This window comes from Arthrobacter sp. KNU40 (genome assembly GCF_051515115.1).
Lineage (GTDB): Bacteria > Actinomycetota > Actinomycetes > Actinomycetales > Micrococcaceae > Arthrobacter.
The window spans coordinates 3,064,101-3,087,170 of record NZ_CP195850.1 but is presented as its reverse complement, the minus strand read 5'-3'; the positions used below and the strand labels follow the sequence as shown (position 1 = coordinate 3,087,170).

The 23,070-nt window shown below is 59.6% G+C and carries 20 protein-coding genes; 7 read left to right on the top strand and 13 right to left on the bottom strand.

What is annotated here, in order from left to right:
* Nucleotides 1-125: 125 nt before the first annotated feature.
* Nucleotides 126-1,328 (bottom strand): PucR family transcriptional regulator, encoded by a 1,203-nt coding sequence (locus ACSKT0_RS14210; RefSeq protein WP_437770377.1) that lies wholly within the window; start codon nt 1,326-1,328, stop codon nt 126-128.
* A gap of 357 nt (nt 1,329-1,685) precedes the next feature.
* Here ACSKT0_RS14210 and ACSKT0_RS14205 point away from each other — a divergent pair, with 357 nt between their 5' ends.
* From ACSKT0_RS14205 to ACSKT0_RS14190, 4 genes are all read left to right on the top strand, one after another.
* Nucleotides 1,686-3,308: a thiamine pyrophosphate-dependent enzyme gene (locus ACSKT0_RS14205; RefSeq protein ID WP_437770376.1), complete on the top strand. Its 1,623-nt coding sequence runs from the start codon at nt 1,686-1,688 to the stop codon at nt 3,306-3,308.
* A gap of 28 nt (nt 3,309-3,336) precedes the next feature.
* Nucleotides 3,337-4,743 carry a gamma-aminobutyraldehyde dehydrogenase gene (locus tag ACSKT0_RS14200; protein WP_437770375.1) on the top strand — a complete coding sequence of 469 codons (1,407 nt, stop codon included), beginning with the start codon at nt 3,337-3,339 and terminating at the stop codon, nt 4,741-4,743.
* A 129-nt stretch (nt 4,744-4,872) separates the two neighbouring features.
* On the top strand, nt 4,873-6,135 hold the full coding sequence (locus tag ACSKT0_RS14195) for a M20 family metallo-hydrolase (RefSeq protein WP_437770374.1): 1,263 nt from the start codon (nt 4,873-4,875) through the stop codon (nt 6,133-6,135).
* A gap of 56 nt (nt 6,136-6,191) precedes the next feature.
* Nucleotides 6,192-6,446 (top strand): hypothetical protein, encoded by a 255-nt coding sequence (locus tag ACSKT0_RS14190; RefSeq protein WP_437770373.1) that lies wholly within the window; start codon nt 6,192-6,194, stop codon nt 6,444-6,446.
* A gap of 1,325 nt (nt 6,447-7,771) precedes the next feature.
* Here the strand turns inward: ACSKT0_RS14190 and ACSKT0_RS14185 are convergent.
* From ACSKT0_RS14185 to ACSKT0_RS14145, 9 genes are all read right to left on the bottom strand, one after another.
* On the bottom strand, nt 7,772-8,380 hold the full coding sequence (locus ACSKT0_RS14185; RefSeq protein WP_437770372.1) for an RraA family protein: 609 nt from the start codon (nt 8,378-8,380) through the stop codon (nt 7,772-7,774).
* Nucleotides 8,377-8,784, bottom strand: a complete 408-nt coding sequence (locus ACSKT0_RS14180) for a RidA family protein (RefSeq protein WP_437770371.1) — start codon at nt 8,782-8,784, stop codon at nt 8,377-8,379. Before ACSKT0_RS14180 ends, ACSKT0_RS14185 begins: the two co-directional genes overlap by 4 nt.
* On the bottom strand, nt 8,781-10,133 hold the full coding sequence (locus ACSKT0_RS14175) for an MFS transporter (protein ID WP_437770370.1): 1,353 nt from the start codon (nt 10,131-10,133) through the stop codon (nt 8,781-8,783). The genes ACSKT0_RS14180 and ACSKT0_RS14175 overlap by 4 nt, the downstream gene beginning before the upstream one ends.
* Before the next feature lie 461 nt (nt 10,134-10,594).
* On the bottom strand, nt 10,595-10,930 hold the full coding sequence (locus ACSKT0_RS14170; protein WP_437770369.1) for a M20/M25/M40 family metallo-hydrolase: 336 nt from the start codon (nt 10,928-10,930) through the stop codon (nt 10,595-10,597).
* Nucleotides 10,931-11,097: 167 nt separating this feature from the next.
* Nucleotides 11,098-11,247: a hypothetical protein gene (locus ACSKT0_RS14165; RefSeq protein ID WP_437770368.1), complete on the bottom strand. Its 150-nt coding sequence runs from the start codon at nt 11,245-11,247 to the stop codon at nt 11,098-11,100.
* 136 nt (nt 11,248-11,383) lie between these two features.
* Entirely contained in the window at nt 11,384-12,784 is a 1,401-nt protein-coding gene (locus ACSKT0_RS14160) for an amidase family protein (protein ID WP_437770367.1), read from the bottom strand.
* 71 nt (nt 12,785-12,855) lie between these two features.
* Nucleotides 12,856-14,373, bottom strand: a complete 1,518-nt coding sequence (locus tag ACSKT0_RS14155) for a sodium:solute symporter family protein (protein WP_437770366.1) — start codon at nt 14,371-14,373, stop codon at nt 12,856-12,858.
* Nucleotides 14,374-14,635: 262 nt separating this feature from the next.
* On the bottom strand, nt 14,636-15,631 hold the full coding sequence (locus tag ACSKT0_RS14150) for a LacI family DNA-binding transcriptional regulator (protein ID WP_437770365.1): 996 nt from the start codon (nt 15,629-15,631) through the stop codon (nt 14,636-14,638).
* A 127-nt stretch (nt 15,632-15,758) separates the two neighbouring features.
* Nucleotides 15,759-16,340, bottom strand: coding sequence for a recombinase family protein (locus tag ACSKT0_RS14145; RefSeq protein ID WP_437770364.1), 582 nt, complete (start codon nt 16,338-16,340; stop codon nt 15,759-15,761).
* 283 nt (nt 16,341-16,623) lie between these two features.
* Here ACSKT0_RS14145 and ACSKT0_RS14140 point away from each other — a divergent pair, with 283 nt between their 5' ends.
* From ACSKT0_RS14140 to ACSKT0_RS14130, 3 genes are all read left to right on the top strand, one after another.
* Nucleotides 16,624-18,510 (top strand): ATP-dependent nuclease, encoded by a 1,887-nt coding sequence (locus ACSKT0_RS14140; RefSeq protein ID WP_437770363.1) that lies wholly within the window; start codon nt 16,624-16,626, stop codon nt 18,508-18,510.
* A gap of 44 nt (nt 18,511-18,554) precedes the next feature.
* Nucleotides 18,555-19,325, top strand: a complete 771-nt coding sequence (locus ACSKT0_RS14135; RefSeq protein ID WP_437770362.1) for a KAP family P-loop NTPase fold protein — start codon at nt 18,555-18,557, stop codon at nt 19,323-19,325.
* A 161-nt stretch (nt 19,326-19,486) separates the two neighbouring features.
* Nucleotides 19,487-20,623 carry a hypothetical protein gene (locus ACSKT0_RS14130; protein ID WP_437770361.1) on the top strand — a complete coding sequence of 379 codons (1,137 nt, stop codon included), beginning with the start codon at nt 19,487-19,489 and terminating at the stop codon, nt 20,621-20,623.
* Nucleotide 20,624: 1 nt separating this feature from the next.
* On the opposite strand, the gene ACSKT0_RS14125 is transcribed toward ACSKT0_RS14130, so the two are convergent.
* The 3 genes from ACSKT0_RS14125 to ACSKT0_RS14115 form a co-directional block, all read right to left on the bottom strand.
* On the bottom strand, nt 20,625-21,104 hold the full coding sequence (locus ACSKT0_RS14125; RefSeq protein WP_437770360.1) for a hypothetical protein: 480 nt from the start codon (nt 21,102-21,104) through the stop codon (nt 20,625-20,627).
* A gap of 250 nt (nt 21,105-21,354) precedes the next feature.
* Nucleotides 21,355-22,569 carry a Shedu immune nuclease family protein gene (locus ACSKT0_RS14120; protein ID WP_437770359.1) on the bottom strand — a complete coding sequence of 405 codons (1,215 nt, stop codon included), beginning with the start codon at nt 22,567-22,569 and terminating at the stop codon, nt 21,355-21,357.
* A gap of 106 nt (nt 22,570-22,675) precedes the next feature.
* Nucleotides 22,676-23,050, bottom strand: coding sequence for a hypothetical protein (locus ACSKT0_RS14115; protein ID WP_437770358.1), 375 nt, complete (start codon nt 23,048-23,050; stop codon nt 22,676-22,678).
* Nucleotides 23,051-23,070: the final 20 nt, after the last annotated feature.

Genomic DNA, 23,070 nt, shown 5'->3' with positions numbered 1-23,070 from the left:
GCGATGGCCGCCGCTTGGTGACCTGACGATCGGCACATCAGTTTCTTCATGCGTCCCGGGATGAGTGCCTGATCGGCGCTCCGTTCAACCTTCGTTCGTCACACGCTCTTGGTTGATCCGATCTTCTATGCCCAAGCGACAACCAGCCGCGCGGCCTGCTCCGGAACATCCAAGTTGATCCCGGTGAGTGTCTGGAATCGAGTAAGACGGTTCAGGATGGTGTTGCGATGACAAAACAGTTGCTCGGATGTCGTCGTGATGTTGCCGGTGGTCAGGTAATGGCGGACGGTCTCCTCCAACCGTTCCTGTTCCCCGGCGCGGCATTGTTGGAGGGCGGCGTTGAGGTCCGTCCAGGGGTCCAGCCCGGCGTCCCGAAGTTGTTGTTTGGCCAGCCGGGCCCAGGCTGCGGCAGTTGTTAGTGGTCCGCGGTCTGTCGGCTTGAGAAGCAGTGCGAGGCGTTCAGCGGTTCGCGCAGCTGCGGGAAGGCCTCTGAAACCCGCAAACCCTTCAACGATTCCGCAGGGGATTCGGGCAATGGCTGCCGGTCGATAGGGCTGTGCTTGGTGGGGCCGTTTTGTTCCGGCCGTTCGGGGCAGCGCCCAGAAGACGTACGTGCTTCCTCCAAACTCGTGAATGAATAGTCGGTGGGATGGCTGGTTCCAGCCTCCCGTCGAGGCGACACTGCGGAGCGTGGACGCGGCTTCCCCGCTGGCCGCGACAATCGAGAACGTTGATTCCGGATCGGTGGCCAGGGCTGCGCCTGCCTGGCTGATCGTCTCGGCGGAAAGTTCCGTTTTGCTGAAGAGCCTGGAGATGAACTCCCTTCGGATGTTCGACTCCTCCTGGGCCATTCTGACGCGTTCCGCCCCGTAACCAGAGTGCGTTCGAGTGGCGAATTCATCGACGACCCGCCAGACGCGGTCAACGCGCGAAGTCAACAGAACAGCGTCCGCCTGATCGGCGACGGATAAGAGTTCGGCCCACAGGATGCTGAAATCCAGGCGGACCGCGGAGATCAATGCCTCCGATGAAATTCCGGCCCGGGCCCGTTTGGCTCCGAGCTCGCCGGCGAATTGCACGAGTGTGTTCTTCCCGCCGTTGTGTTCTGGATGTTGGTATTTTTCCTCGCGAAGACCGTCCACGAGTCGGCCGAATGTTTCGTGGGCTGTATCCCGCATGTCCTCAAAGCTGACCCGGTCGTCGGCGTACTCGGGGATCTCGGCTACGCGGTCGAGGAAATGGCTGACCATGTCATCCAGTCGTTCTTGCAGGCCTTCGACAAGCTCGGTCCAGCGGGCATCTTCGCCCGGGATCTCGACATTGTGCATTTTCACATCCTAGGTGCAACTTCCAGAGGGTGCCTCCAGAAGGTGTGAAGGAATACTGTAGCCCGATTCCGCGTCATTGGGTGGTTGGGATGTGCATTCTTCTTGGTGGTCGTGTTCTGTAACTGCGTGTCTGGCGGCAACTCTGGCCTGTCCGGTCAGCCGGAGGGTGGAGGCACCAGCGGGATCCTTGGTGTTGGGATCGGCCCGGAAACCCAACGCGTTCAGATGGGGATTTGTGTGGGTGCACAATTTGACGCGGCTTTTCCGCGACGAGTAGCTAGTTCTTTTCGAGCAACTTGCGCGCACCATGGAATCGGAGATCCGCATCACATATGTAGCAGAGAAGGGTAAGAAGCATTGAGCACTACTACCGCAGGCCACTTGATTGTGGGCCAACTTGAGCGGGCCGGCATCAAGCGGGTCTACACCGTTCCTGGTGAGAGTTTTCTCGACGTTCTTGATGGGCTGCATGGCTCGCCGATCCAGAATGTTGTGGCCCGACAGGAGGGCGGTGCCGGTTTCATGGCGCTGGCTGAAGGCCGCTTGACGGAGCTGCCCGGCGTGGCCATGGTGACGCGCGGCCCGGGTGCCGCGAACGCGTTCATCGCCATCCATACGGCGCACCAGGATGCCACTCCCATGATCCTGTTCGTGGGCCTGATCCCGGTGGCTGACCGTGGCCGCGAGTCCTTCCAGGAATTCGACATCAACGCCTGGTTCGGCAGCACCGCCAAGAAGGTCGTGACCCTCGACGACGCCGCATCCGCGGCTCGCGTGGTCGACGACGCCATCTTCACCGCCCTCAGCGGCCGGCCCGGTCCCGTGGTCATCGGCCTTCCCGAAGATGTTCTTGTGCATGTCGTAGAGGACGCCATCGTTGAGCCCCGCAAGGTGGCCCGCCCGGAGCCGTCCTCCTCGGAATTCGTTGAGTTGGAGCAGCGGCTGGCTGGCGCGCGCAAGCCGCTGATCGTCGTCGGCGGTGAAGGCTGGACGCAGGAGTCCGGCGAGGACTTGGCGGCTTGGGCGAGCAAGCATAGCGTCCCGGTCCTGGCCGACTTTCGTGCTTACGACGCCGTTCCGCACCGCAGCGACGCCTACGCGGGCTTCCTCGGTTACGGGCGTAGCGACGCGAACGCCGAGCGTCTCGATGAAGCGGACCTGATCGTCTTTGTTGGCTGTGTCCGCGGCGACGTCCTGTCCGACGGCTACAAGCGCGGGCTCGACGCCGAAACCGTGGTGGTGAACGCAGACGCGAACCTCCTGGGCCACTTCGGGCGGGTGGACCAGCACATCATCGCGGACGTCACCGCGTTCGCAGCGGCGCTGGCCGCTACTGACGCAACGGTAAAACCTGAAGACGGCTGGTTCGCCACCGCCCGCGCCGACTACCTGAAGTTCTCCACGCCTCGGCCCGACGGCGGCATCGGCGTTGACCTTGGCGTCGCCATGGAGGTCCTCAAGAAAGAAATCGACGACGACGCCGTCCTCACCTTTGGTGCAGGAAACCACGCCCTGTGGCCCGCACGCTACCTTGAGCACAACTCCGCGAACTCGCTGGCAGCCCCGCGCAACGGCGCCATGGGCATGGGCATCCCCGCGGCGGTGGCGGCGTCTCTGGCGTACCCGGGCCGCCAGGTCATTTCCGTTGCCGGCGACGGTTGCTTCATGATGAATGGCCAGGAAATCGCCACGGCCATGGGCTACGGCGCCGCGTTCATTGTCCTGGTGGTGGATAACGGCATCTTCGCCACCATCCGCGAACACCAGGAAGCCCACTACCCGGACCGGCCCTCCGGAACCCACATGACCAACCCGGACTTCGCCGCGCTGGCCCGCTCCTACGGCGGCTACGGGGAACGCGTGGACCGCACGGAAGACTTCGCTGCCGCGTTCCGCCGCGCCGCCGACTCCGGGCTTCCCGCACTGCTGCACCTGCCGCAGGACCCCACCACACGGTCCCCCAAGACCTCCACCGACTGAGCCTTCCCCTGACTGACTGGAGACCCACGTGATTACGCTCAAAAACATCATCAACGGCGAGGCCGTGGACGCAGCGTCCAGCCTGCCGTTCTTCGATCCCGCTACTGGTCAGCAGATCGGCACCGCGCCGGACAGCGACGCTGCCGCCGTCGACGCTGCTTTCCAAGCAGCTGCCGCCGCTTTCAAACAGTACAAGCGCACGACGCCGGGAACACGCCAGTCGCTGCTGTTGCGACTCGCGGACCTCATCGAGGCGAACGTTGACCGCCTCCTCGAAGCCGAGGTTGCCTGCACAGGAAAGCCTGCGGCGTTGACACAGGAACTGGAGATCCTCCGCGGCGCGGACCAGCTGCGCTTTTTCGCTGGTGCCTGCCGCGTGGTGTCCGGCACGGCGCAGACGGAATACGTGGAAGGGTTCTCCTCCACCGTCCGCCGGGAGCCGATTGGTGTGGTCGCCCAGATCACGCCGTGGAACTACCCGTTCATGATGGCCATCTGGAAGATCGGACCAGCCCTCGCCGCGGGCAACACGCTGGTCCTCAAGCCTGCCGACACCACCCCCTGGTCCACGGTGATCCTCGGTGAGCTGGCCCAACAGGTCTACCCGGCCGGCGTCGTAAACGTCGTCTGCGGTGGCCGTGAAACCGGTGCAGCAATGGTGGACCACGAAATCCCTGAGATGGTCTCCATCACCGGCTCCACCCGGGCCGGCGCGCAGGTAATGTCCGCGGCGTCGAAGACCCTCAAGGAGGTCCACTTGGAGCTGGGCGGCAAGGCACCCGCAGTGGTGTTCGCCGACGTCGACATCGAACGCACCGCCCGGGAGATCGCGCTCGCTGCGTTCTTCAACGCCGGGCAGGACTGCACCGCGGTGACCCGTGTGCTGGTTCACGAGGACATCCACTCAGTGTTTGCGCAGGCTTTGGCCGACGCGGCGGCCGCACTGAAGGTTGGTGGTGACGGCGCGGATCTGGGCCCGGTGAACAGCGCCGCCCAATTGGAGCGGGTGGAAGGCTTCATGTCCCGACTTCCAGCCAACGCGCGCGTCCTCGCGGGCGGGAAGCGCACCGGCACTGGCTTCCACTTCGAGCCCACGGTGATCGACGGCGTCTTCCAGACCGACGAAGTGGTGTGCGACGAGGTCTTCGGCCCGGTACTGACCGTCCAGCCGTTCGCCACCGAGGAAGAAGCCCTGGAACTCGCCAACGGCACCAAGTACGCCCTCGCGTCCAGTGTCTGGTCCGACAACCACGGCGTGGTCACCCGGGTGTCCAACGAACTGGACTTCGGTGCCGTCTGGATCAACTGCCACCAGGTGATCCCCGCCGAAGCCCCGCACGGCGGGTTCAAGCACTCCGGCACCGGCAAGGACCTCTCCGTCTACGGCCTCGAGGACTACACCCGCATCAAGTCCGTCACCACGTCCCACCGCTGAATCCCGCAAAGCACGGGGCTGGTCGATTCCGACCAGATTCTGTGAAACGCCCGGGGGTGAGCGCCATCATCCCCGGGCTGCGGCCCCTCTTTGCCTCTACGGCAACGACTCGAAGGAAAGCTGATCACCATGAGCACCGCTGAAAGCACCACCACGACAGCCGACGCCCGGGCGTTCCTGCGCGATTTCCGGAGCCTGTCCGTGATCGGCGAAACCCCCGGGCACGGCGTGGACCGCCAGGCAGCCACGCCGGCGGACGCGCAGGCCCGTACCTGGTTCACGTCCCTGGCCGGGCAGTACGGGTTCCGGACCGAAGTCGACCGGACCGGCAACGTCTTCGCCCTCCTCGAATGGACCCCGGGAGCCCCGTATGTGCTGTTCGGTTCCCACCTGGACAGCCAGCCGACCGCCGGCAAGTTCGACGGCGCCTACGGCGTCGCTGCGGCCCTGCATGCCGGACGGCGCCTGGCCGCCGGCACCGGGGAAGCACCCAAGTACAACCTGGCCATCGTGGACTGGTTCAACGAGGAAGGCTGCCGCTTCGCGCCGTCCATGATGGGCAGCTCCGTGTACACCGGCAAACTCCCCGTCGAGGAGGCACTCGCGGTCCGGGACAAGCACGGAACCACCGTGGCCCAGGCACTGGAAGCCATCGGCCACCTCGGCACCGGCCCGGGCCCCCAGGCGGCCGCGTACGCCGAGATCCACATCGAACAGGGCCGGTCCCTGGAAGACACCGGAACCACGATAGGACTGGTCCACTCCTGCTGGGCCGCCGCCAAATACACCGTCACCGTCCATGGCGAGCAGGCACACACCGGCTCCACCGTCATCGCCGACCGCAAGGACGCCCTGCTCGGGGCGTCGATGCTGGTGGTGCTGCTGCGGGAGATCGCCGATTCCTTCCCCGGCGCGGTCCTGCACACCTCCGTCGGCCAGCTGGACGTCTACCCGAATTCACCCGTGGTCGTTCCGTCCAGGGTGGACCTGGTCATGGACCTGCGCAGCGCCGACGAGGAAGTCCTCGCCGCCGCCCAGAAGCTGCTCCACGAAGGCATCGCCCGGATCGAGTCCGAGGCCAACGTCACCATCGTCGTCGACCAGTCCCACGCCTGGGGCCTGAACCCCTACCAGCCCGCCGGCGTCGAGCTGGCACGCGAATGTGCCGACAAACTCGAGCTCAGCAACGCACCCGTCTTCACCCTCGCCGGCCATGACTCGATCAACATGAAGGACATCGTCCCCACGGTCATGCTCTTCGTGCCCAGCGTCGACGGGATCTCCCACAACGAACGCGAATACACCAACGACCACGACGCCTGCGCCGGCGTGGACCTCCTCACCGAAGTCCTCGCCCGCCTCTGCCGCGGCGACCTCGACGGGGCAAAATGACAGCACCGCGCACCCGCAGTCGAACTCATCCATCCGCACACGAAGGAGTCATCCCGTTGAGGAGAATCGCTCCCGTCCAGGAACAAGTGTCCAACACCCCGCAAGATTGGACCGAGTTGGAACCGAAAACCGACGTTGACGTTATCGGGCCCGACGGCACGAGCTACAGGGCCGTCATTGATGCAATGACCCCGGATTCCAAGATTGTGTGGGTCCGGCGGTTGGACGTCGGAAGCCGGCACTTGCTTGACCACCGTGATGGGGTCAGGATCGTCCCCCACGGCGGAGGGACTCGGTCAGGTACCCGGTAGATGCAGTGACAGCGTTAGTTGAAGCGTCGCGCCGGCTATCCCACATCAACCGCTACAGTGCCCTTTACACGATGCTGGCAAGGAAACGGACCTCATGGGATGAAGGCTTGCTGGCCCTGAAAGGCGCGTGCGCCAAGATATCGACCACACATCTGAAGCTAACGCGATTCAACTGAGGCTGGACACGGCAGGACATGCCGTCTCCAGCCTCAGCTGCGCTCAGACCGTTCCACCCCGACGCCCCAATCGGCGATCAAGAGAATCCAGGCTTTTGGATGGATCCTTCCCCGTAGCCAACGATTACAGCAACCTGGCCTCCTCGTCCGGGCCATCTCCTGGCGGCCGCGAGGACAGAGCCCAGTTTCCCGGATCAGTCAATGGGAAATGGTCCGACGCTACTGATGTCATTGGCGAAGATCGGATTTGTCAGGAGGTTGGCGGTCGTCGGCAGACCGCGTTGGGTGCCGACGCGGCACAGTGAATAAACCGCAAGGGCTTTAGGCACAACTGCAGCTCCACACAGAAATGCTCCGGGTGGTCCTGCCAGTGCATGGACTGGAAGAGTCCATGGCGGCGACGCCGAAGCTGCGCCCCGTATTCCGATGGCTGACCCGATGGAAACCTCGGCGAGGCGGACTGGAATTCTGTCGTTTGGATTGACTATGAACTGATGCGCAGACATAGGGGCACCAGCGCCGGCAGCCTGTTTTATCCGTGAACCGGCCGGCAACCGTCGGCCTCGGGAATGAGGACGTGCTGGGCGTGGAACGGTTTGTCCCCAGAAATCGTGCGGGGCCCTCGACGTTGAAACCCTGAGGAAGCGCCAGTTGGTGGGGGCCGCACACCCGTCGTCAGCATGTGCCGGAAGCGGGTGACGCTAAGGGGCATTGTCCTTGTTTGGTTCGTTCCGATGCCGGACGCGCGCCGAGACTAACTGACGAGACTCACTACCTGCCGTCGATTCTGGACATAAATCCGGCGGAAAGCCCGGCAGCGCCCAGAATAAGCAGCAGCAACGAAGAGGCGAGCGAGGCCGTGTTGTTCGCCCGGATCGTGCATGCGAGCCCTACGACGAACAGAATGGATGTCGCTACTAGGTAAAGACGGAACATTTTGTTTCTCCAGAACTGGTGCAGACTATTGTGCGGTTGCCGCCAGAAGCCGGCAATAGCCCCGTAGTCCTTGCCGCCGGGCTGTCTTTATGTGCTTCTTTATGTGCTGGGTGATACGGCAATGAGGTGGCACCACCACGTCGTAGAGCGGGCCGTGTACAGCTACTGAGTTACGGGCGGAACGTGGTGGTGCCTTCGCATGGCGGGGTGATTTCAGAGGGCGAGGATCGTGTCGAGTGACTCACCGGCGGCTATGCGGGCGAGGATGGCCGGCTCTGCCGCATCCGATTCCAGGGCCTGCTGCAAAACACCTGCGGCCGCTTCTTGAGACAGGACGATCAGTCCGTTGTCGTCGCCGAGGACCAGGTCGCCCGGGCTGACCTTCACGCCACCGAAGTGCACGGGGACGTTGACGGCCGAGGTGCCGTTGCCCACGCGCTTGGTGGTGAGACACGAAGTCCCCCGCGCGAACACGGGCAGGCCAGTTTGGCGCAGTTCCTGGACGTCTGTCGCCACCCCGTCGACCACGACGGCGGCCGCGCCCTGGGCATGCGCCGCGGCGGCCGTGACTGCACCGATGGGCGCATGCCGGTGGTCGCCGAGCATGTCCACCACCAGCACGTCGCCGGGACGGAGGGCCAGGAGCGCACGGTTCATGGCGATCGCGTCACGGTCAGCGATCCTGACCGTCACCGCGGGTCCCGCCACTTTGACGCCTTCCAGAAGGGATTGGATGTCGGGGGAGACGAAGCCGCCTTCGAGGAAGTGGCCGATGGTCGGATAGCTGAGAGCAGTCAGGTCCTGCAGGAGCGTCTGGGTCATAGGGTGGGCTCCTGGGTTTCAGCCAGCACGGCTAGGCATTCGATTTCGAGGGACACTCCCCACAGGCTGACGCTCACGGTGGTGCGTGCGGGCTTGGCGGCGTCGAAGTACTCCACATACACCCGGTTGTACTCCTCAAGCTGCTCCTGGCTGGTCAGGTAGGTGTTGACTTTTACCACGTGCAGCAGGCTGGATCCGGCCGCTTCGAGGACGCCAGCGAGGTTCTCGATGGTTTGGCGGACCTGGCCTTCGAAGGTGTCAGGCTGGTCGTCAAGACCAGTGATCGCGGGAATCTGGCCGGAAGTGAACACGAATCCGTTGGCAATGACCGCCGGAGAGAAAGGCCCGACGGCGGGCGCCTGGCCGGGGATACCGGCCAGGCGCACGATGGTGGTTGCCGTCACCGCGCTACCGCGGTTTCGGCAGGTGCTTCCTCGACGGCATCGATGTTGCCGTGTCGGGTCTCGGTCAGGAGGAAGAGTGCTACCAGGGACAGCCCTGCCGCGGCCATGATGTACCAGGCAATGGAGGAGCTCTGGTGCGTCATGCCGAGGAGCCACGTGGTGACGAACGGGGTGGCGGCGCTGCCCAGCAGGCCGGAGAGCATGTATGCCACGGACAGGCCGGAGTAGCGGACCTTGGATCCGAAGAGCTCGGCCAGGAACGTGGCGATGGGCCCGTAGTTGGCGCAGAACGCCGTCATCATGGCGAGGTACGCGACAAACATGAGGGCAACGGACCTTGTGTCCATGAGCCAGAACATCGGGAAGGCGAGAGCGGCTTCAGCGGCAACGCCGGCGAAGATAATGGGCTTGCGGCCGAACTTGTCGGAAAGCCTGCCGAAGAACGGGATGAGGAACAGTCCCAGGATGCAGGAGGCCAATACGACCCAGAGCATGAGGCTCTCGGAGTGGCCGAGTTCCTTCTTGCCGTAGGAGACGCCGGAGGCGACCAACAGGGTGAAGGTGCTGCCGGTGGAGAGAGTGCCGATGCCGCCCAGGACAACCTGCTTCCAGTATTTGGCCATGAGGGCGGCGAAGGGCAGCTTGGCCTTGGCCCCGGCGGTCTTGACGGCCTGGAAGGACGGGGTTTCCTCGATGTTCAGGCGGATGTAGATGCCCACGGTGACCAGGAGCACGGAGGCGAGGAACGGGATACGCCATCCCCAGGAATACAGGGCCTCGGTGCTGACGGTCGAGGCCACGATCAGGAAGGCGACGTTGGCGATCAAGGTACCTGCTGGAACGCCCACCTGGACCAGGGAGCCGTAGAAGCCGCGGCGGGCAGGAGGTGCGTGTTCAACCGTCATCAGTACGGCTCCGCCCCATTCCCCGCCGAGGGCCAGGCCTTGGATGACACGGAGGAGGAGCAGGAGTAGCGGTGCCATGATCCCGATGCTGTTGTAGTCCGGCAGCAGCCCAATGGCGAACGTTGCGGCGCCCATCGTCAGGAGCGAGACAAGGAGCATGGACTTGCGGCCAAGACGGTCACCGAAATGGCCGAAAATGATGGCGCCCACCATGCGGGCAATGTAGGCGGAAGCGAAGGTGCCAAACGCCAACATGGTCCCGACGAGCGGATCGAAGCTGGGGAAGAAGATCTTGTTGAACACGAGGGCCGACGCTGTTCCGAACACGAAAAGGTCATACCACTCGACGGTGGTGCCGATAACGCTGGCAAGGGCGATCTTGCGCATCTTGGCAAGATCAAGTCTGGCACTGGCGCCGGACATATGGGCTGCGGATTGGGACATCAGGTTCTCCGGAGGGTGCGGTGGATGAGACTGTCAAATAGACGATGGTTCAACTCTGATGTGTTGCACACCACAGAACAATGGCATGATTTCCATATTTTCAGGCGCGAAAATGTGAATCCACACAGCCCCGCACGACGGAATAGGACGGTTACTCTTTGCTAGAGCTCATCGAAAGTAACCAGAAGTGGAAGGAACTTCAGGAGCCTGTTCAAGAAGAGCTTGCAAAGGGCAACGCTTCGAAAAGTCCTTGGTCGGTCGGGAAGTAATTCTGCGACTATTGGCTCTCGAAGGTGCACTTTCTCTACCGACAAGTGGTGGGGTAACAGAGGATCGGCCAAGCTCGCGCGCGAAGTCTTCCCAGATGCAAGGCTGGCCAGCCCTGGAGTCTTCCCCGAAGAGCCACCCCAACTCCGGGCACGGCAGGACCCGTCCGGCTCCCTCGCTCCGGTGGTGCGACCTTATACGTCGTGACCATTGTGAATGGTTAGGGGAAGGACATGAGTGTTGCCGATTGATGAAGTCGGATATAAGCCCCGATGAACCGGCCAAGACACGGACTCGTGGGGCGTATCGGTATTAAGCGCTCCAGAGCACAGGCGTTCGGCGACGGCGGTCAGCATGGTGGTGCCCGCGGCGATGTCCTCCTCGTGGGTGTATTCGTGCTTGTTGTGCGAGATCCCATCCACACGAGGCACGAACAGCATGACCGTGGGCACGATGTCCTTCATGTAAGTAGGATCGTGCCCGGCAAGGGCCTTGACCAGGCCGTTGGGGGAGACCCAGTTCCTCTCCAACGTCCTCAGCCATGGCCACGCCTTCGAACTGGTGTCGAGCGACCGACCAGTAATGCGGGGCCTGCTTCTCGATGAGCACATTGGCGCTCAGCTCGACTTCGGCAATCTGTTTGTGCAACACGGCGTCGGCCTCGGCCTCGGTGGCGCTGCGCAGATCCAACAGCAGGTTACCGGGGAGACCCGCCACGGGTGGGCGGGTAGACCTTGAGCTGCCCATCGGAGGTGTGGAGCACGCCGTGGAACCGGTTGGCCAGCTCCCTCGCGGCCACCACCAGCAGGGACGCGCCCAGCAGGCCGTTCTTGCGATCTTCAATCACGGTGGAGCCGGTGTGGGCCCTGCTCCCCGGGTATCCCGAAATCGTCCTTTTTGGCAGCCCAGTTCGAATCCACTAAGCCGATGGTCAGGTCCTGTTTCTCCATGGAACGGCCTTCTAGGGTGAGGGAATTCTGAAGCTATGCAGGGCGGGGTCTTGCCCCGTATGAGGGGCAGAAGCTGAAGGACTCGCCGAGCGTCGCTTCCACGGTTCCCGCGGCGGATAAGACGATGCGGTCCCAACCCATGAGTCCGTCAAGCGTGAGCCCTACTGGCATCCCCTGAGTTGTGGTGCCGGCAGGTATCGAAATGGCCGGAGAGCCAACCACGGCCGCGGAAGTAGCGTTCGCAACCAGGGTTCTGAGCACGTCCTCCCTTCGTCCGTTGTGGATGAAAGTCGCGTCTTCGCCTATTAGCGGTGCGGTGGTTATGACTGTCGGATAGATGAGCCCATGTATTGTGTTGTCAGCAAACACCCTGCGGTAGGTGGCTCTTAACCGATCGCGGAGTTCAAGAGCTTCTGCGTAGGCCTCGGGCGAGACGGGTTCGTCCAGAAGACGCTGCAGCAACTGGTGGACGTCGGGCGAGGCGGCAGTGGCCGCTACAGTTTCAAACGTTGGACGGTCAGGAGCGGACAGCGTCTCCAGATACCGGGTCACCGCTTTTTCGGTTTCGAAGTCGACGATGGGGAATCCGGAAGTCAAGGCATCTGCGCAAGGCGTGCCCATATCCACTTCGATGAGTTTGACGTCTGCATCGGCGAGCTTCTCAAGAGCCTTCTCAATCACACAGGCTACGTCGGGGTCCAAGTCGTTGTAGAAATCCTCTCGCGGAACGCCAAGGCGCAGCACGGCCGCGTCGAGAGGCTTGAACAGGCGCTTATTGGAGGTCAGCACGTCATCAATGGCAGCAATATCAGTGACGCAGCCGGCCATGACTCCAATGGTGTCTCTGGTCCAGGAGATATGGACCAGCCCTTCGGTGCTGTAGCGACCTAGGGTTGGGCGGAACCCCACGATGCCACAAAAGGACGCGGGGATCCTCACCGATCCGCCAGTGTCGGTGCCCAACGCAAAAGGTACCGCGCCGGAGGCTACGGCAACGGCGCTGCCTCCGCTGGAACCACCCGGGCTGCGCAAACGATTGGCAGGGTGTCGGACTGGCCCATAAAACCCGTTGTTGCTCGTTACCCCGAGCCCGAGTTCATGCATATTAGTTTTCCCCACCAGGTACGCGCCGGCGTCCAAGAGCTGCTGGACTACCTTGGCGTTGCGGTCGGGAAGGTTGCGATTCAGGGCTTTGGTCCCGGCCGTCGTGGGCAGTCCGACGGCATCGATGTTGTCTTTGACTGCAAAGGGGACACCGCTGAGTATGCCCTGCGGGTTTGAGGGCGTTTCCGTCTCCGCCGACGGGTGCGGGGCGAAGGAAGTGAAGGCGCCAGTGTCTGCGGCAGCGAGGCGGGCGCGGGCGAAAGCCAGATCTTTGGCGTGTCGCGTGTCTTCTCTGGAGCGACTTCGGGCGTCAGCCAGGGACGTTAGCATCAGGTTTTCTCTTTCAGGTAGTCCGGAAAACGTTCGGCCGCCTGAGGTCAGGCGACCGAACGTCGACAGATTCAGCTGTTGTGACTCGGGGAGTCGATGAGGTCCGGAGCGCCGTAGGTGATCCCTTTGTGGACCCGCCACAGCTGGTTGACGCGCTCTGTCTCCGCGGCATTGCCGGGCGCAGCGTATGAGCAGATCACGTAAACGGCGAGGTTGACGGCCAATGCGGCTACGCCGGAGGTCAGTCCACCCAGCCAAGGAATCGACACCGGGTACAGGACCTGTAGAACCGCTGCTGTGCCGAATCCGCTGATCATCGACGCCACGGCGGCGGTCGCGTTGCCACGTTTCCAAAAGATTCCGAGGAAGAGTGCTGGGGCCAGCTGAACAATGCCCTGATAGGAGACCAAAGCCAGGACGACGAGCCCGGATGTTGTATTGGCAGTGAAGAAAGCTCCAACGGCGCAGACGGCGGTAATGGCGGCAACCGCGATTTTGCCGACTTTCGGATCCTCCATGCGGTGGCCCTGCACGACGCCGACAATATCGTTCGCGGTTTGCGTGCCGAGTGCCTGAAGGTTGGCGCCGACATTGCCGAGCGTCGCGCCTACGACGCAGATGGCTGCCAGCGTTACCAGGCCAACACCGCCGATGCTGGCTGTAATGAACCAGACATTGTCAGGTGCCGCTGCCACGTCCGGCATGCTGGAGGCCAGCAAGGCCACAAGGCACACCGCCGTGCCGAAGATGAGAACCAACGGGGTAGATTGGATCGCCGTGCGCTTGATCGTACGGACGCTGTCGGCAGTGAAAAGACGGACAAAGATATCCGGCCAGCACCAGCTGCCTGCGGCTCCGGTGAGGATGATCGACAGGGTGTACAGCGGTCCCAACTCGCTGCCTATTCCGGGCAACGTATAAAATTCGGGGGCAACCTCTCCGAAACCATGACCGTTGGCCAGGAGCCAGACGATAAGTCCGACCGCAATCATCGTCCCAATGAAGTATGCGAAGATTCCTTGCACCATGTCGCTGATTACGACCCCGCGCATGCCGTACTTGACAGTCCAAATCTGCCGGAAAACGATAACCCCGATGCTGATAAGAACTGCAACGAATGGCGCCACAAGCCCGAAGGACAGATAGGAAAAAACCAAGGCGAGGGACTGCATCCCGAGAATGACCCACGGGAGAGTGGCGATAATGCCGATGCCGGAAGCAACCAGCCGCACTGCCTTTGAGTTGTAGCGCATACCCAGCAAGTCAGCCTGCGTCCGGAGATCGAACTTCCTTCCCCAATCATGCACTGGCTTGGCCAACGCAGCCATCAGGGCGACCGCTGCCATCGAGTATGCGACCAGGTAGAAACCAATGATGCCGGCACCGGCTGCCAGACCCGCAAAGGAAATGAAAACCGTTCCGGGCATCCATGTGTTCGTGAACGCCATGGTGCCGAAAAAGGGGCCAAACGACCGCCCGGCTGTCGCATACTCACTGAATGTCTTGTCCTTATGACGCGTGCGCTCCAAGACCACGATGATTAGACCCAGAAATAGCGCGATTCCGGCGTAGCCGATGAACATTTCCATATATGCCTTCTTCAGGGAGGAATGAAGCCGGAACGTTCCGGCAAGCCCGTGCCGGAACGTTCCGGCATTTCAGTAAGTATGGTGTGGCTCACTACGAGTGTCAAGGGGTGTAGGCGACCCAGGAGGCAATCCGCTTCCTTGGGAGAGGAATTGAACGGGACTGGACCCGAAGTTGCTCACCGGCGGAAGCGAGATCGCGTTTGCGTGGTCCGGGAACATTTGACAACCGGAAGTCCCAAATCAATCTTGCCCGCGACGCAGGCTAAAGGACCGGGCCCCTGTCAGAAACAATCTTCGCAAGATGCAACCGGTGAATCGTCTCGGGCGGTGGTTGCTCAATGACATCACGAAGCAAGGTCACTGCCGCCTGGCCAAATTGCCGCGGCCGCAAGTCAAGAGCCGTCAGATAAGACGTATGAAGGTTTTGCTCAGAGCTTGCCAGGGCCGCCAGCAGAATAGGGATGCCTTGTTGACGATCCATACGCTCCAGCTGTAGTTCTCCACGGTTAGCAATGTCCTGCCATCCGAACAGGATGGCGTCCGCCTCCGGATCAGCCAGGACGGCAACGAGAGCCTCCTCCAGTTCAGCATTCGTCGGAAATGCTTCCACGCTGACAATGTTTGCAGACACCCCCCTTTCAGCGCACCAGGATAGGTACCCTTCGCGAATTTCCGCAGACCAAGAATACGCCGGCCCCGGAAACGGCGCTATGAACGCCGGTCGCGATGCGCCCCGGCGGTTCAAGTCGTCCAGAAGTTCCTTGCACATCCTCTTGTGCTCGATTTCAATGACGCCAGCGACACGGCTGTCCGGGAGACCAGCGATGCGTCCAGCCGTCACTATAGGAACCTCCGTCTCGATCAAGGACTCCACAACAGGGTCGTCCGCTTCCGCATCGATGATGATCACACCGTCCACATGGGACCACGTCGGGGTACCGCCGGCCCGTTGAGCAATCAGAGTGAGGTCATAGTTATATCGAGAGGCCTGATCTGCCGCCCCGAATGCGAACGGCATGTAGAAGGACATGCTCCTCACGCCAGGGGGGATATAGAGCGCCAGGGCCTCTGTTGAATTGGTTCTAAGTTGCCGTGCGGCGCGATTAGAGACGTACCGCATCTCCAGAGCTGCCTGCCTCACCCGCTTGCGCGTACTCTCGGACACTCTCCCGGATCCCTTCAGGGCATCGGCGACAGTGGTTTTGGAAAGACCAAGACCCTCAGCCAGATCGACGATGGTGACCGAATTCTGTGACATGTTCAGATTCTAATGTGCGTTGCGCGGGTGCGCCGCAGCCCACACGGAACTTGACTACAGTCATGGGCCGCGAAGATTGATGGGTGGTTGCGCGTGACGTCAGCCCTTTGCTCGAGAGGTTACTGGCTCATGGCCCAGGCGCCGGTTGCGTAGAGGCGGAATGCTTCCTGCACGAGCGGTGCCCGCAGCGGGTCGAGGATGACGTCGCGTACTTCCCGGCCGTGGTCATCGATAGTGTGCCGGTTGAGGTAACCAAGCGGCGCTCGGCCTTTTGCCGCATGCCTTTGAGGACTTCAGTAGCAAGGTTGCGGCTGTAGAACTCGGCGATAACGCTCATGCCTCCATGGATCAGCCTGCCGCTCGGGCTCTCGTCGATGTTCTCGGTTGTTGAGACGAGCTGGATACCGGCCGCTGACAGGATCTTGCCGATGTCAACATCTCCGACCAAGGTCCGGGCCAGGCGATCGATTTTGTGAACGATGACGAAGTCGATGTCAGGTGTTTCCTGGATGTAGGCGAGCATCTTTTGAAGTGCCGGTCGGTTGGTGTTGGTGCCCGTTCGACCACGCTCTACGAACTCCTTGGTGACAAAGGCGCCGAGGCTTTCGGCTTTGCGTTGGATCGCTTCGCGTTGGGCCGGGATGCTGAATCCTTCTTCATGCCCATCCCGTTCAGCCTGATCTCTTGTGGGGACGCGGATGTACGACACGGCTCGCCTTGGTCGTAGTGCTCCGGCTAAGTCACCTTCATCCGGTTTACTTGTAAGTGGGGTCTGATCTGCCTCCATCTCTTCGCCCTCCGGTTAGTCACACTATGAGTTATGCATCAAATAAGTCGTCTTGTCTATGATTAGCTATCCAATAGCTACTGGAGCCAAGCGTCTGCATTGGTCCATCTCTTTGAGCGGCATGATGTAAATTACAAACTTGGTTTGTCCTCATGACGGTGTCATAATATGGGCATATGTTCCTTAGGATATTGGGGATTACTACTTGAGAATAAAGCGCCTTGAGATCGAGAACTTTCGTTGCCTGGATAAGGTCGATGTAAATTTTGATAAAATTACGACTCTTATTGGGCCGAATGGTGTCGGTAAATCATCCGTCCTGAGGGCCTTAGATTGGTTCTTCAACGGTGATAAGAGTGCTGTGTTGACGGCGGAGGATGTCTTCTCGGGCGCCACTGAGCAGAAGATTGTTGTTCGGGTTGATTTCTGTGAACTTACACAAAGCGATCGCGAGCTGCTGGGTGAGAAGTATGCACCGGCTAGTGTTGACGAGTTCTCAGTATGGCGTATCTGGGAAGATGGCAAGGACAAGATTACCGGGAAAGCGTTGGCTTTTGGCCCGTTTGAGGAAGTCAGGGCAGCATCCGGTGCAGGTCCAAAAAAAGCTGCCTATGAAAAGGTTATCGCTGAGCATGGCGACCTTACTTTTCCCAAATGGACGAGTGCTGGTGCTGCCGACGCAATGCTGGACACATGGGAAAGGGAGCATCCCGACCTCCTCAGCTCAGCTCAGGTTTCGGATACCAATTTCTTTGGCTTTGCTGGCCAGGGACGTCTATCGGGGCTCTTTGACTTCGTGCTCATAACTGCTGACCTTCGGGCGTCCGAGGAGGCCCAGGACACGAAGACGAGTGTCATCGGACGAATCATTGAGAAAACAGTTGATCGCTCCGCGGCTGACGACGAGCTCAGCAGCCTTAACGAAGAGCTTACGTCTCGACATGCGGAGATCTCAGAACGCCACTTCGCGAGCCAGCTCCGAACATTGTCTGCAGATCTCACCTCTGAAGTGGAGTCATTTGCCCCCGGACGATCTGTTGACGTCGGGTCTGTTCAGGCTGAGTTCAAACCTCAAGCTACTCGATTCAACGTTAAGGTGGACGATCACGGCACTAAAACCAACATCGAGCGCCAAGGCCATGGGTTCCAACGGTCATTGCTGATCGCAGCCTTAAAGCTTCTGGCACATCGCGGAGCTGCGAATAAGGATGAAAGTGTCATCTACTTAGCGATCGAAGAACCCGAGCTATTCCAGCATCCGACCCAGGCAAAGGCATTCGCGACCGTCCTGCGAAGCCTTGCAGAAGAGACCACTTCCGGTATTCAAGTTGGCTATGCGACGCACAGCCCCTACTTCATCGAACCTACCTACTTTGATCAAGTTCGACGAGTACAGCGTTCTGCTGACGCTTCGGCAAGTCCTCGGGTCATTGTCTATGAAGCATCGATGGATGCGGTGGTGAAGGAGCTGGACAATTTCCTCGACGAGAGTGCCGTAAGAAGCAGGCTCGATAATGCGTGTCTGAATGAACTACGCGATGCGATGTTCGCGTCGGCCGTTCTGGTGGTGGAGGGCTCGACCGATCGTGCGATCATCGAAGGTGCCGCTGAAGCTGATTCGCCGCTATCGAGCCTCGGAGTCGAAGTAGCTGTCGCGACATCCAAGGGACAGATCCTGCTGCCAGCGGCAATCCTGCGTCGACTTGGCGTACCCCACTTCATTTTGTTCGACGCGGACAAAGACTCCGGTCAGAGAGTCCGCGCCAATGGTCGGCCCGAAGCGGTTGCTGCTGCCCAAGAACAAAAGGACTCCAAAGATAATCGAACAATGCTGCGTTTCCTCGGCGAATCGGAGACAGATTGGCCGAGTGGGTTTTGCGGTACTACGGCCTGGGCCATGGAAGATATGCTGGAAACCTTTGTCACCACCAAATGGCCTCAGTTTGAGATTGAGCGACGGGCGCTCGTAGACGCGGGACGAGGTGCCGATGGCAAGAATGCGGCTACATATCGAATCGCCGCGAAGAGCGCTGGTTCTCCGCCTGCCGATCTTGCGACAATTATTTCTCATGTATCGAGCATGGTTGCCTAGCAATGAATGAGGACCAATCACTTGACATGCCGGGGAGTGAGACAATGGAAGAGCAACAGAAGCCGCCGATTGATAACCCAATTACCTCGTCTGCTGACGATGTTCTTGACCGCACCACAATTGCTCACGACTTCGCAAAGAGCATCCGAAACCTAGACGCTTCAGAAGGGGTTGTCATAGGTGTCCTCGGTGCATGGGGTCACGGCAAGAGTTCATTTATCAATCTGATGAAGGAACAGTTTGTCGCGGAGCCTGCCCTGACGGTCATCGACTTCAATCCCTGGATGTTTTCCGGCTCGCAGCAACTCGTCGACTTCTTCTTCAAGGAAGTCGCGAGCGAGCTGAGGCTGAAGAACAAGGACAGCTTCGGTGACATTGCCGATGGGCTAGACGCCTATGGTGACGTTCTGAGTCCGATCGCGATTCTTCCATTTGTGGGTGCTTGGTGGGATCGGAGCTTCAAGGCGGTTCGAGCGGCGGCCAAATGGGCTAAAGACCGTAGACAGGGTACGAAGAGTCTACGGGAGAAGGTTTCAGATGCGCTTCGCGAACTAGATCAGCCGATTGTAGTGGTCATCGACGACATCGACCGTCTTGGAACCGACGAGATCCGAGACATGTTCAAACTCGTGCGTCTAACAGCCAGCTTCCCCAACCTCGTGTACCTCCTGGCTTTTGACCGCAAGCGTGTCGAACAGGCGCTTGACGAGACGAATGTCCCGGGACGCGCTTATCTTGAGAAGATCGTCCAGCTCAGCTTCGACTGCCAGCGATTCCACGCGAGCTGCTGCGAAAGGAGATTTTCTCCGGTCTGAATCGCATCCTGGGAGACATCCCGGATAATCGCTTCGATGAATCCCGCTGGCCTGATGTTTTCGTAGAAATTGTTGAGCCACTCTTCGGAAACCTGCGAGATGTTACAAGACTTGGTCTTTCGGCTCGCCCCACACTTGAAGCGCTGGGTGCCCAAGTTGAGGTGGTTGATCTTATCGCCCTCGAGTCTGTTCGCGTTTTTCGGCCGGAACTGTTCCAACTTCTAGCGAAGATGCGGCCTGTCCTTACTCAAGTCAGCGGTGACTACAGCTCGCGGGAGGATGACCCCAAAGCGCAGGAGCAGGTTAATGAGTTGATCAAATGTGTGGGTGATGAGTCGGACCTTGTCCGTAGCTTGATCAGCCGAGTGTTCCCGGCAGCACGGCGTTACTTGGAGAACTATAGCTACGGTTACAGCTCTATGACTGAATGGCGCCGTGGTCATCGAATTGCCCACATCGACTTCCTTAACCTGTACTTTGACCGAACGGCTCCGTCTGAACTAGCTGCGTTTCGTCAAGCTGAAAAGGCGCTTTCGCTGCTACCCGACGCGGATGGGTTCGGTGCCTTCCTTGACGCCGTCAAGCCAGACGAGCTCGAAGAGACTATCAGGGCTCTTGAAGCATACGAAAACGCCTACCCGCTTGATGGCATCGTGCCCGGCAGTATCAATCTCCTGAATCGCATCGCGGAGATCCCTGAGCGAGAATCCCAGGGTATGTTCGACTTTATCCGTCCAGACATCACCGTGGGCAGGGTAGTGCTCCGGATGTTCCGAATGCTGGAGGATGAGTCTGAACGTGAGAAGGCCGCGTTGGCCGTACTGCCTGTGCTGCGCTCGTACTCCACGCGGCTGGAGTTCATTCAGTCCATTGGTTACAGGGACGGCGTCGGTCATAAACTTGTCAGCGAAAAGCTCGCCGCAGAGTTCGAACAAGCGCTCGTCGACGCGGTTACTTCTGCGGATTCTCCGGAACCGGACAGGGAATGGGATCTGCTGCGCGTTTACTACTTTGTCGCTGACTGCAAGGGCGAGGACTATATACCGCCATCCCTAAGCAACCCAGGCCTTGTGCGAAGCCTGTTCACGTCGGCGAAGTCGGTAAATCGTTCACAGTCATTTGACTCCAGGTCAGTTAAGACAGAGGTGGTTCTTGCTTGGGATCCGCTTCTTAGGATTCTTGGATCGGACGAAGCAGTTCGCCAGAGCCTCGAAGTGCTTCGTTCAAAAGATGGCGAGACGCCACTGGTGCAGCTAGTCGATAGGTATTTGGGTGGCTGGCGTCCAAGTCGTGACTAGGTCAGTTGTTCAGATTGGCAGGGTTTTTGGGTAGCAGATGCTCACACGAACTCCGCATCCTCACACCCGCCTCAACCAACCGTGACCGCACCGTATGAGCAGTCACACCCATACGCTTGCCAATCGTTGCTAGTGAGTCACCTTGTTCGTAGAGCCTGGCTGCTTCCTTGATCTGCTGTTCGTCGAGGCCGACCTTGCGTGGGGTGATCGCCCTTCGGCGCAGGTGCTTGCTGACGGTCTCTCGGCTGATTCCGTACTTGGCGGCCAGCTCTTTGACGCGCATGCCGGCCTGGTAGTCATCGGCCAGTGCCGCAGCCTGTTCGGTACCGAGGTGGGCGAAGTGGCGGGGGATAGGCGGTTCCTCCCGCACCACCTCAGGCCTGGCTTTGAGGGTGTCCACCAAGGAGCGAAGCTTGACGGACCCGCTACTTTGTTTCGAATAGGCTTGTAGGACGCCCACCAAGATGCTAATGCTTATCATTAGCAATAGTCATTATTACAGAGGTCAGAGACGCATGCAAGGCGTCTCTTTCTGCTTTCACGGTACATATGTCGATAACTGGCAGTGGGCGGATTGGTGTGTCCGACCCCCGTTAAAGCGGTTGGAATCGACCAAGGTATTTTCGTTCACGGTACATCGCCATGACCCCTGTTAATCCATCCACCTATGTACCGTGAAAGCTCTTTTTGGGAGCTCTTACTTGTTACTCGGGCGCACTTTTCGCAAGCGGTTAGCTATCCTGAATGATAAATCTAGCTCGTGCAAGAAGCTCATCGAAAGTTAGTATTTCCACGTCATGGATCGAGTTGCGATAGAGTTCGAAGGACGAAACCTTTTCACGATTAATGCCAGTATCTTCGATGAGCTGCTCAAGGCTACCGACAACAATGACCTGGCGAGGTTTAGTGGAGGAGATCTGGATGCCGGTAGGCGTACCGTCCGGATCGATGATGTCGCTGATGGTGTGACCGATTGAGCGAACAGCTTTCTCAACCGTCTTCTGAACTTGAGACACTGAACCTGTTAATTGCGAAGAGGGCTGATATACATCTGGCTTTCGATAGGCATCTGCCATGAGAAGGGGAGTTTCGTGGGTCTTGATTTCGCAGAAGAGAAGGCTGCTGATGTATCCTCGTGATCGCATGACGGCATCAGCGCGCTTTCCGCCACCTGTGAAAAGGCTAGCTCCTGTCGTGATTTGCTCTAGCTTCTTATCGTCTAGTGCTTCGCATGAGATGAGACTCAGACCATAGCCAAAGATCCACGGATTCTTTTCGAAGAAGTGCTGCCACACCGCCTCCTTTTTTGCTGGTTGACCGCTTGCAGTAGCCATGAGCTGTCGCTCGGCATCAAAAAAGGCAGAATCTGTCAGAAGCTTTTCAAAATGATCCAGTTCCGCCTTCCTGTTGGCGAGTAGATTGATGTCCTGTTCTGTAAGCGAACCTCCGAGCGCCGTTTGGAGGGCGGATAGAACGACGTCTTTATCCTCGAGTTGGAGAGACTCGATCAGGCGTGCCTTGTCGCCAGCGACAAGACGAAACGCGTCCTGAGGGATAACAACATCTTTGCAGGTGCCGAGAAAATTGATTAACTGCCAGAAGGCTTCGTGACAGCTGTCTGTATCGACAGACGCTTTAATGATTTTCGTAATGTCTGTGGCAGCTACCTCAAGCTCAAGAACAGTTGATCGTTTCGTCTTGTCTTTCTTCCAGAGGCGTACGCGAGGGGAGAAGCCGTCCGTCCCCTTGATGAGGGTAACTTGGCAAAGGGTGGCAACGCGGGGACGTTCTTCGAGTACAAAGTCGGTTATGAGTCGACTGCTTTTCGTATCATAAAAGTAGTACAAAGCCGAGTCGCCGGCTGGTCGGATCTCAAGCGCCGAAAGGTCACCCGTTCCGAGGTTGAATTCTGTTGTTGAATTAGCGTAAACACTAGCGAATTGCATCTAGATCCCCAAGTAAAAGTTATTTTAGAGCATTCGCCCGTTTTCTGAATCTGCCCTCTCTACATAATATAGTAGTCCGCTCTTTTTACTCCGATCTTTGTGCTCGTTAAAGCAGATGCTCATACGAACTCCGCATCCTCACGCCCACCTCAAGCAACCGTGACCGCACCGTATGAGCAGTCACACCCATCCGCGTACCAATCGTTGCTAGTGAGTCACCTTGTTCGTAGAGCCTGACTGCTTCCTTGATCTGCTGCGCGTCTAGACCGACCTTGCGTGGGGTGATCGCCCTTCGGCGCAGGTGCTTGCTGACGGTCTCTCGGCTGATCCCGTACTTGGCGGCTAGTTCCTTGACCCGGATCCCGGCCTGGTAGTCATCGGCCAGTGCCGTGGCCTGTTCGGCACTGAGCTGGGTGAAGTGACGGGGGATAGGCGACTCCTCCCGCGCCACCTCAGGCCTGGCTTGGATGGTATCTATCAAGGAACGAAGCTTGACGGACC

Bases quoted from the DNA above. Each gene is read 5' to 3' on its own strand.
- ACSKT0_RS14210 (WP_437770377.1), bottom strand. From the start codon at position 1,328: ATGCACAATGTCGAGATCCCGGGCGAAGATGCCCGCTGGACCGAGCTT.
- ACSKT0_RS14195 (WP_437770374.1), top strand. From the start codon at position 4,873: ATGAGCACCGCTGAAAGCACCACCACGACAGCCGACGCCCGGGCGTTC.
- ACSKT0_RS14185 (WP_437770372.1), bottom strand. From the start codon at position 8,380: ATGACCCAGACGCTCCTGCAGGACCTGACTGCTCTCAGCTATCCGACC.
- ACSKT0_RS14175 (WP_437770370.1), bottom strand. From the start codon at position 10,133: ATGTCCCAATCCGCAGCCCATATGTCCGGCGCCAGTGCCAGACTTGAT.
- ACSKT0_RS14160 (WP_437770367.1), bottom strand. From the start codon at position 12,784: ATGCTAACGTCCCTGGCTGACGCCCGAAGTCGCTCCAGAGAAGACACG.
- ACSKT0_RS14155 (WP_437770366.1), bottom strand. From the start codon at position 14,373: ATGGAAATGTTCATCGGCTACGCCGGAATCGCGCTATTTCTGGGTCTA.
- ACSKT0_RS14150 (WP_437770365.1), bottom strand. From the start codon at position 15,631: ATGTCACAGAATTCGGTCACCATCGTCGATCTGGCTGAGGGTCTTGGT.
- ACSKT0_RS14135 (WP_437770362.1), top strand. From the start codon at position 18,555: ATGGAAGAGCAACAGAAGCCGCCGATTGATAACCCAATTACCTCGTCT.
- ACSKT0_RS14125 (WP_437770360.1), bottom strand. From the start codon at position 21,104: ATGATAAGCATTAGCATCTTGGTGGGCGTCCTACAAGCCTATTCGAAA.
- ACSKT0_RS14120 (WP_437770359.1), bottom strand. From the start codon at position 22,569: ATGCAATTCGCTAGTGTTTACGCTAATTCAACAACAGAATTCAACCTC.